At 60.3% G+C, this 17053-nt stretch carries 14 protein-coding genes; 6 read left to right on the top strand and 8 right to left on the bottom strand.

The window, feature by feature from the left end; translation table 11 throughout:
- The first annotated feature begins 22 nt into the window (after positions 1 to 22).
- From E1N52_RS27565 to E1N52_RS27555, 3 genes are read left to right on the top strand one after another with little or no spacing between them, the layout of a single operon-like run.
- Positions 23 to 916: an AraC family transcriptional regulator gene (locus tag E1N52_RS27565; protein WP_133185956.1), complete on the top strand. Its 894-nt coding sequence runs from the start codon at positions 23 to 25 to the stop codon at positions 914 to 916.
- A gap of 47 nt (positions 917 to 963) precedes the next feature.
- Entirely contained in the window at positions 964 to 2424 is a 1461-nt protein-coding gene (gene xylB / locus E1N52_RS27560) for a xylulokinase (RefSeq protein ID WP_133185955.1), read from the top strand.
- On the top strand, positions 2417 to 3934 hold the full coding sequence (locus tag E1N52_RS27555) for a mechanosensitive ion channel family protein (protein ID WP_246089233.1): 1518 nt from the start codon (positions 2417 to 2419) through the stop codon (positions 3932 to 3934). The genes xylB and E1N52_RS27555 overlap by 8 nt, the downstream gene beginning before the upstream one ends.
- Positions 3935 to 4030: 96 nt before the next feature.
- On the opposite strand, the gene E1N52_RS27550 is transcribed toward E1N52_RS27555, so the two are convergent.
- The 5 genes from E1N52_RS27550 to E1N52_RS27530 form a co-directional block, all read right to left on the bottom strand.
- Entirely contained in the window at positions 4031 to 5173 is a 1143-nt protein-coding gene (locus E1N52_RS27550; protein WP_133185954.1) for a porin, read from the bottom strand.
- 209 nt (positions 5174 to 5382) lie between these two features.
- On the bottom strand, positions 5383 to 6549 hold the full coding sequence (locus E1N52_RS27545) for an ADP-ribosylglycohydrolase family protein (protein WP_133185953.1): 1167 nt from the start codon (positions 6547 to 6549) through the stop codon (positions 5383 to 5385).
- Positions 6546 to 7904 carry a sugar MFS transporter gene (locus E1N52_RS27540; RefSeq protein WP_133185952.1) on the bottom strand — a complete coding sequence of 453 codons (1359 nt, stop codon included), beginning with the start codon at positions 7902 to 7904 and terminating at the stop codon, positions 6546 to 6548. The genes E1N52_RS27545 and E1N52_RS27540 overlap by 4 nt, the downstream gene beginning before the upstream one ends.
- Before the next feature lie 91 nt (positions 7905 to 7995).
- Positions 7996 to 9054, bottom strand: a complete 1059-nt coding sequence (locus tag E1N52_RS27535) for a LacI family DNA-binding transcriptional regulator (protein ID WP_133185951.1) — start codon at positions 9052 to 9054, stop codon at positions 7996 to 7998.
- Positions 9055 to 9188: 134 nt separating this feature from the next.
- Positions 9189 to 10100 carry a LysR family transcriptional regulator gene (locus E1N52_RS27530; protein WP_133185950.1) on the bottom strand — a complete coding sequence of 304 codons (912 nt, stop codon included), beginning with the start codon at positions 10098 to 10100 and terminating at the stop codon, positions 9189 to 9191.
- Between the two features lie 6 nt (positions 10101 to 10106).
- Between E1N52_RS27530 and speB the strand changes: the two genes are divergently transcribed.
- From speB to E1N52_RS27515, 3 genes are all read left to right on the top strand, one after another.
- Complete coding sequence (speB, locus tag E1N52_RS27525; RefSeq protein WP_342777894.1) at positions 10107 to 11225, top strand: agmatinase; 1119 nt, start codon at positions 10107 to 10109, stop codon at positions 11223 to 11225.
- Between the two features lie 45 nt (positions 11226 to 11270).
- Positions 11271 to 12371, top strand: coding sequence for a polyamine ABC transporter substrate-binding protein (locus E1N52_RS27520; RefSeq protein WP_133185949.1), 1101 nt, complete (start codon positions 11271 to 11273; stop codon positions 12369 to 12371).
- Between the two features lie 203 nt (positions 12372 to 12574).
- The gene (locus E1N52_RS27515) at positions 12575 to 14122 is read left to right on the top strand and encodes a DUF3138 family protein (RefSeq protein WP_133185948.1); all 1548 of its coding nucleotides are present in this window, start codon (positions 12575 to 12577) and stop codon (positions 14120 to 14122) included.
- 41 nt (positions 14123 to 14163) lie between these two features.
- On the opposite strand, the gene E1N52_RS27510 is transcribed toward E1N52_RS27515, so the two are convergent.
- The 3 genes from E1N52_RS27510 to E1N52_RS27500 all read right to left on the bottom strand — a co-directional run bounded on the left by E1N52_RS27510 (position 14164) and on the right by E1N52_RS27500 (position 16991).
- On the bottom strand, positions 14164 to 14931 hold the full coding sequence (locus tag E1N52_RS27510) for an MBL fold metallo-hydrolase (protein WP_133185947.1): 768 nt from the start codon (positions 14929 to 14931) through the stop codon (positions 14164 to 14166).
- A 175-nt stretch (positions 14932 to 15106) separates the two neighbouring features.
- A complete protein-coding gene (locus tag E1N52_RS27505) occupies positions 15107 to 16075 on the bottom strand; it encodes an amidohydrolase family protein (protein WP_133185946.1) in 969 nt (322 codons plus the stop codon).
- Complete coding sequence (locus E1N52_RS27500) at positions 16044 to 16991, bottom strand: YncE family protein (protein WP_133185945.1); 948 nt, start codon at positions 16989 to 16991, stop codon at positions 16044 to 16046. The genes E1N52_RS27505 and E1N52_RS27500 overlap by 32 nt, the downstream gene beginning before the upstream one ends.
- Positions 16992 to 17053 lie beyond the last annotated feature (62 nt).

Raw genomic sequence — 17053 nt, 5'->3', positions numbered from 1 at the left:
GATTCCCGTGGAGACGAGAGCAATGAATCCGGATCTCGAATTGGTCCATACCCGTCAGGACGAGTCCTTTCGGGCTTGGGTGCACGACTATCCGCATACGGTTGCGAAATGGCACTTCCATCCGGAATACGAAGTGCACGTCATCCGCGCGTCTTCGGGCAAGTTCTTTGTTGGGGACCACATCGGGGACTTCCTTCCTGGCAACATCGTGCTGACGGGCCCGAACCTGCCTCATAACTGGGTGACGGACAGCGACGGCGGCGCGAGCGTGCCGTCCCGCGACCTCGTGCTGCAGTTCTCACGTGATGCCGTCGAAAAGATGGTCGCAGCGTTCGCCGAACTGAGCCCTGCGATGGCGCTGATCGATCAGGCTTCGCGAGGCGTCCAGTTTCCGGACGCGCTTGGCCTCGCCATTGCCCCTGTGATGCAGGAGGTCTCCGGTGCGCACGGTGCGCGCCGCGTCATGCTGCTGATGTCGATCCTCGACCAATTGATCGCCTGCACGAGCAGGAAGTTGCTCGCGGGACCGGCATACAACGTCAGTGCGCAGCGCTATATGTCGTCGACGATCAACCAGGTGCTGTCCTATATCCAGCAGAACCTCGCCGGCAATCTGCGTGAAGTCGACGTTGCAGAAATGTCGAGCATGAGCGTCAGCACGTTTACGCGCTTCTTCAAACGGCACACAGGCTGCACATTTGTGCAGTATCAGAATCGGCTGCGTCTTAACGAAGCCTGCGAACTGCTTATGTGTTCGGATCTCGGCGTGACCGATATCTGTTATCGCGTCGGGTTCAATAACGTATCGAACTTCAATCGGCAGTTTCTCGCGCAAAAAGGGATTCCGCCTTCGAAGTTTCGTGCGCTGCACCAGCTCAATGACGCCCAGTCACACGCTCACAAGGCAGCGGCCTGAGACCATGCCAGGCGGCGCGACCGCCTGCTCACCGTCGGGAATACACTTTGAGTTATCTGGGAATCGACCTCGGCACGTCTGAGGTAAAGGTTGTGCTTACCGATGCCGAATCGCACGTCATCGCCACCAGCCGGGCCCGACTGCGCGTCGAGAGCCCTCACCCGCTGTGGTCTGAGCAAAGTCCCCAGGACTGGTGGAATGCTACGGTCGACGCCATCGCGGCGATACGCAGTGAGCAGCCTCGTGCGTTCAGGGCGCTGCGCGGAATGGGTCTTTCCGGCCAGATGCATGGTGCAACGCTACTCGATCGCAGTGGCAACGTCCTGCGTCCAGCGATTTTGTGGAATGACACACGCGCGTACGCGGAGTGCGTCGAACTCGAGGCGCTCGTGCCCGACTCGCGCGATATCACCGGGAATCAGGCCATGCCGGGCTTCACGGCGCCCAAGCTGCTCTGGCTTTCGAAGTACGAGCCAGCCGTCTCTCGTGCGGTGCAAAAAGTGCTGCTTCCGAAGGATTACATAGCATGGCGTCTGACTGGCGAGTTTACATCCGACATGTCCGACGCCTCGGGGACGCTATGGCTCGACGTTGCAAAACGCGACTGGTCCGACCGCATGCTCAACGCGACCGGATTGTCGAGGGAGCACATGCCCCGGCTGGTTGAGGGCAGCGAGCCTGCGGCCCAGTTGCGGGGAGAACTTCAGCGTGAGTGGGGTCTCGATGGCAGCGTGACGGTATGTGGCGGCGCCGGTGACAACGCCGCGAGCGCAGTTGGCATTGGCGTTGCCCGGCCGGGCGATGCGTTTCTCTCGCTGGGGACGTCGGGTGTGCTCTTCGCTGCGACCGCAAGCTATGCACCGAACCCGGCGCAGGCGGTCCATGCGTTCTGCCATTGCGTTCCGCGGCATTGGCATCAAATGAGTGTCATCCTCAGCGCAGCGGCGAGCTTGCAGTGGCTGTCGCGCTTGCTCAAGACCAGCGTTGCCGAACTGATCGAGATGGGTCCCTCGGGACAAAGCGCCGCCGCGCCGATTTTCCTTCCCTATTTGAACGGTGAGCGGACGCCACACAACGATGCCGCAGCAAAGGGTGTCTTCTACGGGATGACTTCGACGCATGGTGCCCAGCATCTTGCATACAGCGTGATGGAAGGCGTCGCGTTCGCGATGGCAGACGGATATGCGGCGCTGCGGGGAGCGGGAACGACGCTCACCGCAGCCGCGTTGATTGGCGGCGGCTCGCGCAGCGCATTCTGGGGAAAACTCTGCGCTTCCGCGCTGGGCTTCGAACTCAATCGAAACGAAGGGAGCGATCTCGGGGCGGCAATTGGAGCAAGTCGCCTGGCTCGCCTCGCGTGCGCCCGTGAAGAACTGGCTGCGGTGGTCAGAGCGCCCACTGTCCTTGAACGATACGAGCCTGAGACGGCGCTTCGGAGCGTGCTGGGAGACCGGCTTGAGCGGTATCGGCGACTCTATCAGGCGTTGAAATCCGGGTTTCGTGCCTGATCTGCTCCAGTGCCGACGCGCAAGAACCTGTCAGATTGAGACTGGTGTTTGTGCTTCCGGCTCGCCCCAAGCATGCACCCGCGGTGTCCGCACATCCATCCCCGATGCCTGTAGCCATGCAATAATCTACCGCCGACGACACCGCTACAATAAGAAACCGCACAGCGCGCCAGCGGCCCAGTACGACCTGTCCGCATGGCTTCGCACGCCGCCGCAGGCGTGCGCGTTTGAAGCACCGCAGCGTCCCGCACCATTGGCCAGATGGAACATGCCCGGCGAAATCGGTTGCCGGCACTGGAGGGAACCCATGTTCGACAGGCAACTGCGTTTCGAGGGCGGGCCGGACTGGCATCACTTCCACATCTATACCGACAGCATGACTGTCGCGGTTCTGCTCGTTGCAGCCTTGCTGCTTGCAATCTTGCTGGCGAGTGCGATTTGCTACTACGTGACACGCACGGTCATGCTGATAATCGTCGGCCGCCTTGCGCGCCAGCCGCAACGCAAATGGCTGCGCGCCGCCGAATCGCACAAGGTGTTTCATCGCCTCGCGCCACTCGTGCCCGCCATGATCCTCTATGCGGCCGCCCCCCTGCTTTCAGGCCTCACGTTCCCACTGATCGCGGCGCTCGGGCATCCGCTGGCGTTGCTCGCGCCCTGCTATATGGTCTACACGCTCCTGCGCGCCGCGCTAGCGTTCCTCAATAGCGTCGCTGAGCGCTATAGTCACTTCCCGTCTGCGAGCGAGCGGCCGATCAAAAGCTTTTTGCAGATCGCGACGATCGCACTCTATGTGATCGCGCTGATCGCGGCAATCTCGATATTGATGGAGCGGTCGCCGGCCTACTTCCTCACTGGCCTCAGCGCCATGACGGCTCTCCTGATCATCATCTTCCGCGATTCGCTGCTCGGCTTCGTGGCGAGCATCCAGCTCACCGTCTACGACATGGTGCGGGTGGGCGACTGGATCGAAGTGCCCGGCTTCGTCGCCGACGGCACCGTGATCGACATCGCGCTGAACACAATCAAAGTGCGGAATTTCGACAATTCGATCGTCATGCTGCCAAGCTACGTCTTGCTTACCAATAGCATGAGGAACTGGCGTGGAATGACTGAATCGGGCGGTAGGCGCGTCAAGCATGCAATCCATTTCGATGCCGATACCGTTCGCCTTCCCGACGGGCCCCTGCTCGCCCGGTTGCGTAACGATATCGACCGGCCACTTGCGTCATATGTACCAGGGGAAGCCCAGCACCGCACGAACCTCGGCCTGTACCGTCTCTATCTGACCGCGTATTTTCGTGATCACCCGGCGGTCCGCCGCGACATGCCGCTTGTCATCCGCCAGGTCCAGTCGAGCCAGCCAGTGGTCGCGCTGGAGATCTTTCTCTACGTTGCCGAGACGCGCTGGGAGCCATACGAAAGCCTCCAGTCCGATATGCTCGACCATGCTTACGCACTCGTGCCGCTCTTCGGCTTACGCTGCTGGCAGGACCGAAGAGCGTTGTAAAGGGAGGCCTGATCGGTGCCGGCGCACCGCGGCACCGACACCAAGCTCGCCACGCCCTCACTCAACTGACTGCCGGCCAAACGCCGGTTCGCGTACTCAGAATTTGTGTCGCAATCCAACATGCACGAGCAGTTGGCTTGACGTGCTCGACTGCCCTGCACTGCCGAGTATCAACGCCCCGCTCATTCCACCCATATCGTTGGCCACGCCGCTCACGTGCTGCCACACACCTTGCATATACACGTCCGTGCGCTTTGATAGCAGGTAGTCGCCCATCAACCCAACCTGGTTCCAGTTCGGGCGGACGGTCCCGTTGCTCGCTGCGTAATCTCCATGTGTAAAGTCGTACATCGCCATAACGGCGAACTGCGGAGTGAACTGGTATGACCCGTTGATTTCGTAGTTGCTGAACCTCAAACTGGAGCCGCTCAAGGTTGCGTGGACGAGGTTGTTCTTTACGGGTTGGCCGATATCCGTATAGGTGTAGACGAAAGCGACTGCCGCAGGGCCGAAAGCGTACTTGATGCCCGCGCCCGCTATCCTCTCGGAATCCGCTACGAACGGCGCGGTGTCGGCCGTCACGGCGCCGGTCGTACTCGTGCCGAGTCCGTTGACGTTCGAATATGCCCCGGCGATAACCAGCGGACCGTTCGTGTACTCAACCCCCGCGCTGTATTCACGGTCCTGCGCGAAACCCGTTGCGTTACTGAACGCGTATGTCGCCCCGAAATTCAGCCCCCCGTAGTTCGCACTGGTGTACTTGATCGCGTTGTTGATACGAAACGATCCGTCCGTATTGTCGTTATCAAACGGGTGCGAGAAGGCGTAACCGCCCCACGACGAGTTTGCCGTCATTGGCGCCACAAAATCATTGATCATGTCGAGTTGGCGGCCAAGCGTCAGCGTTCCGAGCGTGCTCGAAGTCACTCCGAAGTACGCCTGGCGGCCGAACTCACGTCCACCCTGCGATAACGTGCCGTTATTGACGTTGAAGCCGTTCTCGAGCCTGAAGATTGTCGCGAGGCCGCCTCCCAGATCTTCGATTCCCTTCAAACCCCAGCGACTTCCCTGCGCGCTTCCGCTGACCATTTGCCAGCCAGCATGGCCACCCGCATTACTCGTGTAGCTCGGACCATCGTCGACGATCCCGTAGAGCGTAACGCTAGACTGTGCTTGCGCGATGCTAGTCAGTGCAAGCAGCGCGGCTGCGATTGCAGCCAATTGGATATTGTCTCTCATGACTTTGTCTGCCCATAAGATGGATAACTCGACGGATCGCGGTGATTTGTTAGGTCCAATTTGATCTGTCGTAGTACTAACTTAAATGTTGAACGTACAAGTACGTCAGAATGTCGTCCCTGTAGCGACAGGGGAAACGGCGGTCACGGCTGGAACAGAAGGCTTGATCTGAACGCCGCCCGCCCGTTCAACAGTTTTCCCTGTTCGATCTAGGAGAGGTCCGCACGCACCTTAAACTTCTTTTCAGCGAGTGCGCGGTCCGCCTCATGGACGGCCTTGACCGTATGAGCGAAGCAATCGGCAGCGGACAGGAGATCCAGCCGGTTCACCTCGTCAAGTTGCCGACAAATGTGTTCATCGATCACTGTGCTGCCATGCATTGCGCCCAGCACTGCCCCTATCATTACGCCGATCGAATCGGTGTCGCGTCCCGAATTGATGCCGTCCTCGATCGCCTGATGGAAGTCTCCATAGTTCGTCAGGATGAAGCCGAGCGCGAGCGGCAATTCCTCGATCGAAAGACGCCGTGAGGGCCGGTAGGCGTCGGACGCAACGCCGGCTTTTCTCGCGGAATGCTCGACATCGTCACCAATCGGCGAAAAGCGTCCGATGATCCGGTGAAATTCCGTTACCACCGTTTCGTAGTCTTTGCCACGCAGTCGCACTGCGGCATCTGCGATCGCGTCTATCGCCGCACGCGTACCGTCCTTTGCGACGTCGAGCGCTGCCTCGACAACCGTTTCGATCGCGACGCCAGGCACGAATGCCGCGGCTACCGCACTAGCGAGCACACCGGCTGCTTCAAGGCCGTAGCTCTCCTGATGTCCGCTGGAAAATGCGATCGCCTCGTCATAGGCACCCCTGGGATCACCTGCGTTGATCACGCCGATCGGGGCTATGTACATGGCCGCACCGCAGTTGACCATGTTCCCAATGCCCCCTTGACGCGGATCGCAGGAAGCGAGTTGATGCCGTAGATAGATCCATTTTTCCGGATAGAACAATCGCTCGATCAGCACCGTCTCGCGCTGCAGTTCGGGTATCCACCGCGGAACCCAGGCGATCTGGCGCACCATCGCGTCTGCCATGTCCCACGCGTCGAGGTGCCGACCTACTTCGTTGTACACACTCATCAGGGAAAGGACCATGAAGGTGTCGTCGGTGACGATGCCACCTCCGCGTACGCGACCCTTACGGGCGGCTTCGTCGTCTTTCGCACGATGCCATTCGGTATTGATCGACGTTACCCGCCCGAAGCGCTCACGGATTTGCGACGCCGAGAGCTTCTCAACCGTTGCTCCGAGAGCATCGCCGTATGCGACCCCGTACACGAGCCCGCGGATACGGTCCTGCAATGACTGGGGGGTGACGCTCATACATTCTCCTTATCTTCGTTTTCGGCGCTGCCTTGTTTGGCCTGTTGCATTTGGGACGTGCTCGTGACTTTCGAAGCACGTGTGCCCACCATGTGGCCGTGAAAGCCGTAGTACATGATGTACAGGTAACAGGACACGGTTAGTGCCATGTAGACAAACTGGAAGTCATACACTCGCTTCAGATGTGCGAAGAGTTGGGGCATCACCGCTCCTCCCACAATCCCCATGATCAACAGTGCCGATCCCGTCTCGGTAAATCGGCCCAGTCCTTTGATTGCGAGCGGAAATATTGCTGGCCACATCATCGCGTGCGCAAAGCCCAGTGCGGCGATGAAAGCAATCGACGCATAGCCGTGCGAGGCGTATGCGCCAGCGCTTAGCAGCACGCCGACCAGTGCGGAAACGACGAGATAGCGCTGCTGCGATATGAAGCGAGGCACGAGGACGAGCCCGACCAGATAGCCAACCAGCATCGCGGACATCGTATAAGACGTGAAGTGCTTGGTCTCATCGAGCGGCAGATTCAGGCTCTGCCCGTAGAGGCCTATCGCATCCCCCGCCAACACTTCTGCACCTATGTACGTAAAGATGCAAAGCACTCCCAACCAAAGATGAGGAAATGAAAAGATGCTGCGCGCGGAATGGCTACTGCGCGTGGCGACATTGACTTCCGATGGCTTGATGTCCGGGAGAGAGGAAAACGCGATAAAAACAGCAAGTACCGCAAGAATGGCCGCGAGCGCAAGATACGGTCCATGTAATCTGGCAGCAAATGCATTGAGCAGAACGTCAGCATGTGCGGCTGTCGGCGCCGCTTTCACCTGGTTGACGAATTCGCCCACACCACTCATTACCAACACGCCGAATACGTAGGGCGCAAGGATACCTGCGGTCTTATTGCAGATTCCCATGGTGGCCACGCGCCGCGCCGCGCTGTCGATCGGTCCCAGAATGCTGACGTACGGGTTATAGGCGGTCTGCATCAAGGACAAGCCCGTACCGATCACTAGGAGGCTGGCGAGTACGCCGGGGTAGCTGTGCATGCCAACGAACCGGCTGAAGGACAACGCACCGATCGACATCACGCCCAGGCCCGCGGCCATGCCTCTTTTCATCCCGATTCGCTTCAACGCAGCGGCATACGGCAATGCGAACACGAAGTACGGGATATAGAAGACGACGGTAATCAGGAGCGCCTGAGCATCATCAAGTCTGAAGGCCAGTTTGACGAAGACTGTCAATGGCCCATTGAGCCAACTGAAGGCGCCGGTCACGAAATACAGCATGCCGATGGTCAGCATGGGCCGAAGGTATGTTCTGTCGGGCGGCTGTACGACTGGCTGAACGGTCAACATGGTTCTTGTCTCCTCCACTGAGTTTTGGCATTGCCATTGATTATGGGAACGTTCCCATTCTGCGGAAAAAATATATCGCTCGCCTTGCGGCTCAGCTGCTCCCCTCCGATGCCCCGGAGCCGCGCATTGATGCACGATGCAGATCCGCAATCGATCCACGTTCAATTAACGTGCATGGCAGATAAGTCCGCGTGCCGTGGGCTTTCTCGACTCGGCGCTTGAGTAGTTGCGCGACGGCCTCGACGCCAATCTGGCGGGCGGGCTTTTCTATGGTCGTGAGTCCTGGCCAGGCAAATGTGCCTGCTTGAATGCCGTCGAAACCAAGAATCGAAACGTCTTCCGGACAGTGCAAACCCGCCTCTCGAACGGCGCCCATTGCCCCGAGAGCCATGAGGTCGTTCGCGGCAAATACACACAAATGCCCACCTTCATGTTTCTCCAGCAGTCGTCGCATTGCGAGTGCACCGCCTTCCGTCGTGTAGTCGGCGTCTTCCACCGGCAGTGTGACAGGATCGATATCGTGCTTGATGCAGTGGTCGTGTACCGCGCGCAAGAACCGCGCACGGGCAAGGCGCGTACGCTGTCCGACAATGAGGGCGGGCCGAAGATGGCCTTTGGAGCGCAGGTAATCCATGCCGAGACTCACGCCTTGTGCAATGTCCGAGCCGACCGAAGAACTGTCGGGAAACCGCTCAGCACTCGATCCAATCATGATGCAAGGTAAGCCGAAGCGATCGATATCGCCGAGGTCGTCTGCGACTGGATTGATGATCGCGCCATCCACTCGCGCCTGCATCATCGTGCTCAAATGCATCTTTTCTTTTTCGGCACTCCAGTCGGACGAAAAAATCAGGATGGAAACCCCTGCATCCGCAGCGCGGTCCTGCGCACCCCGCGCAACTTCGCCCCAAAATGGATTTGCGATGTCTGGCAAGACAAGTCCCAGCATGCCACTGCGGCCCGAACGCATGCTGACCGCCAGCTCATTGCGCGTATAGCCCAGCGCTTTCGCAGCAAGCAGTACCTGCTCCCTTGCCGAATCGGAAATGTTGGGCGCGTCCGACAGTACCCGGGCGGCAGTGCTCTTGGAAACCCCTGCGCGCTTCGCTACGTCGATGACGGTCGGCCTGCGTCCGTTGGGCGCCTCCATGTTTGCTCTCCTGCTCGCATATCACCGTTGATTTGGGAACGATACCACAGATACTTCGGCGATCAACATGGCGTAGGGAAAACGTGAATCGGTCTGTTGATCTCGCGCATCGCGACGCTTGATGCGATGGGAAATCACTGCATCGGCGTGGAACCATCATCGACGCAAACACCGCAAGCCGAGGCAATCCATCGGAAGGCGGGCTCGACCGCCGTTGAGCGCGCGGGCAGCTTCGATCTCATGAGCCACAGAGGCGGCATTGCGATCGCCGGCACCTGTGGCAATCGGCATACGCGCTGTTGCGCCAGCGCTTCGCTCGCGAACAGCTGCGGGACCATGGCAATGCCGGCCTCCCGTTCCGCAGCCGCCACGAGCAGATGCGGATCGGCACTCGTCATTACGCGCCGGGTTTGCAAACCGCTGCGCCGCAGTTCGGGCAACCAGGGCGCCCATTCCTGTGACTGTTCGTGCACGAGCAGCGGTGCACGCGCCAGCACCTCGGGAAACGGCGCGTGATAGAGCCGGCTCGCAGTCCCAGGGCCGCAGATTGCCACTTTTTCTTGCTCCATCAGCAGCCGGCATTCGACATCCGGCGACTTGATCGGCTTGGCCGATACCACAAGATCGATGTCGACCCGGTCGATCTCGGTTACTTCCATATCGGTCACCAGCCAGATCTCGACGTTCGGCATCGCGGCCGTCAGTTCGCCCATGCGCGGAATCAGCCAGCCAGAGGCAAATTCCGGCGGGCAATAGAGCAGCACCGAATCGGGGTTGCCATAAGGCTCGATCCGCTCGCGGCCGTCGCTCAGCAGCGCGAGCGCGTCGGCCACTGTCTGCGCAAACAGCTTGCCGGCCGCGGTCAGCACGACACCCCGGCCCACGCGCAAAAAGAGAGCTTGCCCAGTCCATTCCTCGAGTTGAAGGATCTGATGGCTAATCGCTGACTGGGTCAGCGACAGCTCCTGAGCCGCACGTGTGAACGAGCCCAGTCGGGCCGCCGAATCGAAGGCCAGCAACGCCTGGAGAGGTGGGAGTCTGCGCATCGAGGTATGAACGAAATCGATAGTTCCAGAAAAATCCTTCGCTTTTATATCAATTGTGTCCGGCGAATCATAGCGCTTATGGCATTCGACCTGAATGAGACGACAAGTCGTATGAATCGATTTACTGGCACCTTACATACCGAGACCATGATCTCAGCCTTCCAAAAAGACCCATTCGCCACTGAATCCGCGCAAGCAGGCAATAGTTCGCCGCAGCAGCAAGACCCCGCTTCGCCGACCTACGCCGGACCGCTGTCATTCTTGCGGCGCCCCTATAGCCGCGATCTCACCGGCGTCGACGTTGCCATTTCCGGTGTGCCGCTCGACCTTGCAACGACCTACCGTCCCGGCGCGCGCCTCGGCCCCGCCGCCGTGCGTGCGGCCTCCGTCCAACTGGCCGAGTTGGGCATTTATCCGTGGGGGCTTGCGCCGCTCGACGCACTGAACGTGATCGACTACGGCGATTGCTGGTTCGATGCGCACCGTCCGTGGACGATCCGCGAAGCCATTGTGGCCCACGCCCGCACTATCCTCGCCTCAGGGGCCAAGATGCTGACGCTGGGCGGCGACCACTACATCACGTACCCCCTGCTGATCGCACATGTCGAACGTTTCGGCCGCCCCCTAGGGCTGATTCATTTCGACGCGCATTGCGACACATGGCCCGACGAGCACGCAGATTCCCTCAATCACGGCACGATGTTCTACAAGGCGATCCGCGAAGGCCTGATCGATCCCGCGCGGTCGGTTCAGGTCGGCATCCGGACCTGGAACAGCGACTTCATGGGTGTGCGCGTACTCGATGCGCCCTGGGTGCATCGATACGGCACTGCGGCTGTGGTCGAGCAGATTTTCGAGGTGGTGGGCGCTGACCCCGTGTATCTGACCTTTGATATCGACTGTCTCGATCCTGCCTTCGCCCCGGGCACCGGCACGCCGGTCGCGGGCGGACTCTCCTCGGCGCAGGCGCTGGAGATCGTGCGCGAGCTGGACGGGATCCAGCTTGTCGGCGCCGACGTCGTGGAAGTGGCGCCTTCCTACGATCAGAGCGATATCACCGCGCTCGCGGCCGCGCATCTCGCGGCCGACATTCTGTTCCTTATGCGCAAGCAACGCCGCCCCTGAGCGCGCCAACTCACTAGAACAACCATAGACCCTATCGGAGACATCATGCCAGCAACGAAATTACGAATAGCGCTCGCCTTGCTCACTTGCTGTGCATTAGCGACGACAGCGCTCGCAGACGAGAACACACTCAACGTCTATAACTGGGACGATTTTATCGCTAAGGATACCGTACCAAACTTCGAGAAGGAGACCGGTATCCACGTCCGCTACGACGTGTTCGATAGCGACGATACGTTGCAGGCCAAGCTGCTTACCGGTTCGTCTGGCTACGACATCGTCGTGCCCTCGTCGAGCTATCTCGGCGCGCAAGCAGCCGCAGGGATCTACTTGAAGCTGGACAAGTCCAGGCTGCCGAACCTCGCCAACCTGGATCCACAACTGCTGAAGCTGACCGACGCGGCCGACCCGGGGCATCAATACGGCGTGCCCTGGGCATGGGGCACCACCGGTCTCGCGTACAACGTCAGCCAGGCTCGCAAGGCACTCGGGCCTTCCGTGGCGCTCGACAACTGGGACATCCTGTTCAAACCGGAATACCTGAGCAAGTTGAAGAGCTGCGGCGTCTCGCTGCTCGACTCGCCGACCGACATGTTTTCCATCGCCCTGCACTATCTCGGCAAGGATCCAAACAGTCACAATCCGGCTGACTATCAGGCCGCCTATGAGTTGTTGAAGAGCATCCGCCCCTATGTGACGCAATTCGCCCTCTATTCATGGATCAACGACCTGGCCGGCGGGGACATCTGCTTCGGGGTGAGTTGGTCGGGCGACGTCAAAATGGCTGCGAGCCGCGTGCGCGAGGCACACAAAGACATCCAGCTGGCGTACTTCATACCGAAGAGCGGTGCGCCGGTCTCCTTCCAGATGATGGCGATCCCGAAGGACGCGCCTCATCCGGAGGCCGCGCTCAAGTGGATCAACTACATCGAGCGGCCTGAAGTTCACGCAGCGATTACCAACACGATTTACTACCCCAACGCCGACAGCGCCGCTTCGAAGTTCGTCAAAACTGAATTGCTCGACGACCCGATGGTTTATCCGAAGCCCGAGGTCCTTGCAACGCTGTTCATGCAACAGCCGCTGCCCGCTGCGATCAAGCGTCTGGAAACGCGTCTTTGGTCGCAGTTGAAGGACGGCCGCTAAGGTCGCGCCTGTCACACGGCGGCAGCACGCCGCCATAACAGCGCATCAGCTCCCCCGACGACGCCATCGCGAACTGACTAATGGCTTGCCGCATCGCCGGCAAGCCTTAGCGAGCGGCTGCGCCCCCCCCGACGCCAACCGATTTGGGCCCGGATAGGGACTCGCTTTGCCCTTTCAAAGGCCACACAGTAAGGAGACTTTCCATGCGATGGAAACTGATCTGCCTGATCGTGAGCGGCACTGTCCCGTGTCTCGCGATAGCCGATCCGATCTCCGCGCGGATCGAAGGACTGCAGCAAGAACTCAAGGCGCTGCAGAAGGAAGTGGAGTCGCTGAAGGCCGAACTCGCCGCGAAACCGCCCGCTGTCAACGCGCCACAAATCGTCGATACGTCGACACCCGGCTACGGAAACGCGCCTGCAAGGCTGACCAACGATGACCTCGCCGACATGAAGCAGCAGCTCGCGAGCCAGCAGTTGAAAGTCGACTCGCTCTCCGATGCCGCCACCTCGGGACCGCTCGCCGGACTCTCGGTGACCGGATATATCGATCCCGCGTACGTCTATAACCGGGCCGCCAGGACCTCGTCGTTCCTCTTCGCGAATCACGAGTCATCCTATACGTACTTCAACAGTACGATCGGCGACGTCTACCTCAACATCAAGAAGACGTTCGGTGTCGGTCCCATGGCGCCATCGGCCGAATTCTCGCTGATGCCCAATCGTGGCAATGGCATTTCGCTGCTCGCAAACGAGCATGGCAACATTGGCAACAACATTCTCAACACGGCATTCGCCACCGTGCCGTTGTCGGGCACGACAACCTTCCTTGCCGGTCTGATGAGCGCATTCGGCGGATACGAATACCAACTGTCCACGCAAACGCTGACTCTGACCCATAACCTGCTCTATGACTTCTCGGACCCGGCGGCCTATGTCGGCGTCGGCCTCAATTACACGCCCGAAGCCAGCAACTGGTCCTGGAAGTTCATGCTCGGCAATGAACAGGCCCGGACCTACGGCGCCGTCACGCAGACAGGACAGAATGCGCTTGGCGACCCTGTCACGACCAGCAACCGCGTGCCGAGCTTCGCCGCGCGAGCGGACTATACGTGGTCCACGGCGCTCGACACCGGTGGCTCGTTCACCATCGGCCGACAGACGTTGCCGAGCGCCCACGATCCGGTGACCGGTCGCACCGTTTATGGAGCGGGCGGCCAGGCATCGAGTTCGGGCGGATACTTCATATTCGGCGAGCTCGACGCCACTTACACGCTTGCCGATGCGCAGTTCAATGCCGAGGCCGACTATGGCACGCAGCAACGCGCTGCGTTCAATGGCGGCAATGCACAGTGGTATGGCTTGTCGTTGCTGGCACACCGCAAGTTCTCGATGCCGGTCGTTGGCCGCATGGGCGTCACCGCGCGCTACGACCTCCTTGTCAATAGCAAGAACGGTGGTGGGGGTGGGGGCATATTCCTGAACGGCAACGGCATGGACCCTTACAACGGCTTTGGTATCGGCGCGGACTGCCTGGCAAACTCCAAGGCGAACGGCGGTCTCGGATTCGAATGCAAGGGGGCGGTTCGTCAGGACGTTGCGCTGAATCTGCTCTTCTATGCGACGCAGCAAATTACGGTGAAGGTCGAGTATCGGCACGATTGGGCAAACAACCAGGTCTTCCTCCGCAATGATGGGTCGTACGCCAAGGCGAATGACTTGTTCGCCATGCAGTTCATTTACGCCTTCTGAGCGGCATCGAAGCGAGCGCCGGCATACGGCGCCCCACCCGCTCACGCACCGACGCGCTCGAGATACATACCGACGAGTTCGAGGAGCCGTTCCCTGGTGAAGCTCGCGTCATGGCCGCCGTGGACGACCTTCACTGGCAAACGCGAGAGACGCTGCATGGTCTTCACGTAATCCGGCACCGACGAGTGATGAAGGTCGTCGATCAATGGACCGTCATAGATCGCATCCCCCGAAAATAGCGTTTGTGTACGCGCTTCCCAAAGGCCGATACTGCCCGGTGAATGTCCCGGCAGATGCAGCACCTCGAAATGCCTGTCGCCCGTATCGATGATGTCGCCGTCGACAAGCTCGCGTGTCACATTAGCCGGCTTGATGTGCCAGCTCGCGAGTTCATATTCCGCGTGCGGCAACGCATCCACCACAGAGCCCTCATAAGGGAAATCGGCAAATGCACTCTTGAAGTACTCGGGATTGAAGCGGTCGTCCGCGAGCGTATATGACCATTGTGGATTACGCAGTCCCGGCGCCTCGAGCCGATGGACCATGCATTCATCAAACTCGTGAAGATTCCCCACGTGATCGAGATGCGCGTGCGTCGCGATCGCTGCCGTGCGTTTGCCAAACAGGTGCTTGCCGGCCTCCTTGAGGCTAGAAAAACCCATCCCCGAGTCGATAATCAGATCGCGATCGCGGCCACGCACGTACCAGATGTTGCACCGGAACAAGGGAATCACATGTGGTTCCCAGAACAGATAGACGTCGTCGTCGAATTGCTTGCACTCGAACCATTTGGCGGCGATCTTTAGCATCACGGTGTGGCGAAATTAATCTGGATTACAGAATTCTCGCACGAGGCAACGAGCGACACAATATGGATTCCGCCATGGTTTAACTGGATGAATAAGGAATACGTATCGTATTTAACCTGACGGACCTCTTGCGCTGACCGCGACAAAACCAGATCGGCCAATCGGCAGCCCTTCTTCAGCGCGAATCGATCCGGTAGATGCGGATCGCGTTGTCATGCCAGACAGCATGCTGCTCGGCCAAACTCCACCCGCAGGTATCGAGAGCCTGCGCGAACGTGTGCATGAGCGCCGGATAGCTGACGCGCAGCCCGGCTACCGGAAAATTGCTCGCGAACATGCAGCGCCTGGCGCCGAAGATCGCGAGCGCGTCGGCGATGATCCGCCTGTTTTCTGCCTCGTTCCACTCGGCATCGCGCAGCCCGAACTCCGAAAGCTTCACGGCAACGCGCGGCAGCGCGGCGAGCGCCTCCATGCCCTGCCGCCACGCCGCGAGACCGGCTTCGGAGCGATCCCATGGCAGGCCGGCGTGCTCGAGCACGACATCGACTGGTGGTGCATCGGAGAGACGCTGCGCGACCTCGGCGAGATGCCAGAACGGCACCCGCAGATCCCAGCTCAGGCCATGGGAGGCGAGCCGTTCGAGCGCTCGCGGCCAGCGCGGATCGTCGAGCGTGCCAGGACCGTCGAGCATGCCGCCTGGCACTGCGGAGGTCCGTGGCTTGAACCGTACGCCGCGCACGAGCGGATACGCAGCCTGTTCGGCGAGGCGTTCCTCCGCGTCGCCAGCCAATAGATCGACCCACGCGACGACCGCCGACGGCAGCGGCGCGCGCGCAGCGACTTCGTGCAACCAGCGGGTCTCGGCGAGCGCGTCATCGCGCGCGCACTCGGCCTCGACATGCACGCTCGCGACGACGGGTGCACCTCCCGCGGCATGGCGGTACTCGTCGACATCGAAGTCACGGCATATCGAAGCGTAGTCGCCAAGTATGAAATGCGCCGGATCGTACGCGTCCTGAAGCCATGGATAGCGCAGCGCACCGTCGAGGCGCCAGAGGTGATGATGCGCGTCGACGATCGCGTCCGGCAGCGTGCGATCCGCCGCGCCCGGCTCAGTTGCCACCGGGGACCACATGGGACGCATCCGGTTCGCGCAGCGTGGCGATGTCGTTGACGAAGCGGCATGAACCCAGATCGAGTTCGCGCACGTGGTCATCCTGGAACGACACGTACGCAGCTGACCGCGACGGATGGAACGACAGCGCCGTGGGGTTCGCCGGCAGCGCGATGCGCTCGATTTCCTCGAGCTGCGCCGCGTCGAACACCGAGATCGACTGCTCGCCGGAGTTCGTCAGCAACAGCAGATCGCGGCCGTTCGGGGCGCTCGTGCGGTAGATCCGGTTCGGGTCGCTGCGCGTCTTCACGCGGCGGCCGCACGTCATCGTTTCGGTGTCGATTGCAACAAGCGTGTCGTCGCCGCGGTTCGCGACATACAGGATCCTTTCGTCACTCGATAGCGCATTGCCCTCCGGTCGCGGACCGGGCATCACCGCGCGCGGCGCGATCGTCGCGTCGCGCGGATGGAACTGCGTGACCGTATTCGACAGCAGATGCACGCCGTAAGCGCGGCTGGCGTCGCGCGTCAACGTGACAAGGTGCGTTTTGACTCCGCCCGACGGCACCGCCATGTTCGGCACATCCTGCTCGCGCGGGTGATCGAACACGAGCAGCATGTCGTTCGCCTCGCTCATTGCATAGAGGCGGCCAGATGCATCGCTCGCCATCCCATGCGGACGGTAGTACGGCCACAGGTCGAGCATGCGTGTCAGTCTGCGTTCGTGCAGGTCGATCTCGGCCACGCGATGGTCGCCGTCCTGCCCGCGCGTCCAGGCCGTCTCGATCCCAAAGATGCTGACATACGCATAACGTCCTTCCGCATCGACGGTGAATTCGTGCGGAAAGCTCGGCAATACGATGTGCTTGAGCGCCGTCTTCGTCTCGAGGTCGTAGAAGCTGAAAGTGTGAGCGCATTTCTGCACTAGCAGCAGGATGTCATTCATCGATCCCATCTCCATGTTTTCAGTATTGTGCAACGGCGCGCCGCTGCCACCATGATCTGTCC

Source organism: Paraburkholderia guartelaensis (assembly GCF_004353905.1).
Taxonomy (GTDB): Bacteria; Pseudomonadota; Gammaproteobacteria; order Burkholderiales; family Burkholderiaceae; genus Paraburkholderia; species Paraburkholderia guartelaensis.
This window is presented reverse-complemented; position numbering and strand designations above follow the sequence as displayed.

Bases quoted from the DNA above. Each gene is read 5' to 3' on its own strand.
- E1N52_RS27510 (WP_133185947.1), bottom strand. From the start codon at position 14,931: ATGCTAAAGATCGCCGCCAAATGGTTCGAGTGCAAGCAATTCGACGAC.
- E1N52_RS27540 (WP_133185952.1), bottom strand. From the start codon at position 7,904: ATGTTGACCGTTCAGCCAGTCGTACAGCCGCCCGACAGAACATACCTT.
- E1N52_RS27565 (WP_133185956.1), top strand. From the start codon at position 23: ATGAATCCGGATCTCGAATTGGTCCATACCCGTCAGGACGAGTCCTTT.
- E1N52_RS27500 (WP_133185945.1), bottom strand. From the start codon at position 16,991: ATGAATGACATCCTGCTGCTAGTGCAGAAATGCGCTCACACTTTCAGC.
- E1N52_RS27545 (WP_133185953.1), bottom strand. From the start codon at position 6,549: ATGAGCGTCACCCCCCAGTCATTGCAGGACCGTATCCGCGGGCTCGTG.
- E1N52_RS27535 (WP_133185951.1), bottom strand. From the start codon at position 9,054: ATGGAGGCGCCCAACGGACGCAGGCCGACCGTCATCGACGTAGCGAAG.
- E1N52_RS27550 (WP_133185954.1), bottom strand. From the start codon at position 5,173: ATGAGAGACAATATCCAATTGGCTGCAATCGCAGCCGCGCTGCTTGCA.
- E1N52_RS27530 (WP_133185950.1), bottom strand. From the start codon at position 10,100: ATGCGCAGACTCCCACCTCTCCAGGCGTTGCTGGCCTTCGATTCGGCG.
- E1N52_RS27515 (WP_133185948.1), top strand. From the start codon at position 12,575: ATGCGATGGAAACTGATCTGCCTGATCGTGAGCGGCACTGTCCCGTGT.
- E1N52_RS27520 (WP_133185949.1), top strand. From the start codon at position 11,271: ATGCCAGCAACGAAATTACGAATAGCGCTCGCCTTGCTCACTTGCTGT.
- E1N52_RS27505 (WP_133185946.1), bottom strand. From the start codon at position 16,075: ATGCGTCCCATGTGGTCCCCGGTGGCAACTGAGCCGGGCGCGGCGGAT.
- speB (WP_342777894.1), top strand. From the start codon at position 10,107: ATGAACGAAATCGATAGTTCCAGAAAAATCCTTCGCTTTTATATCAAT.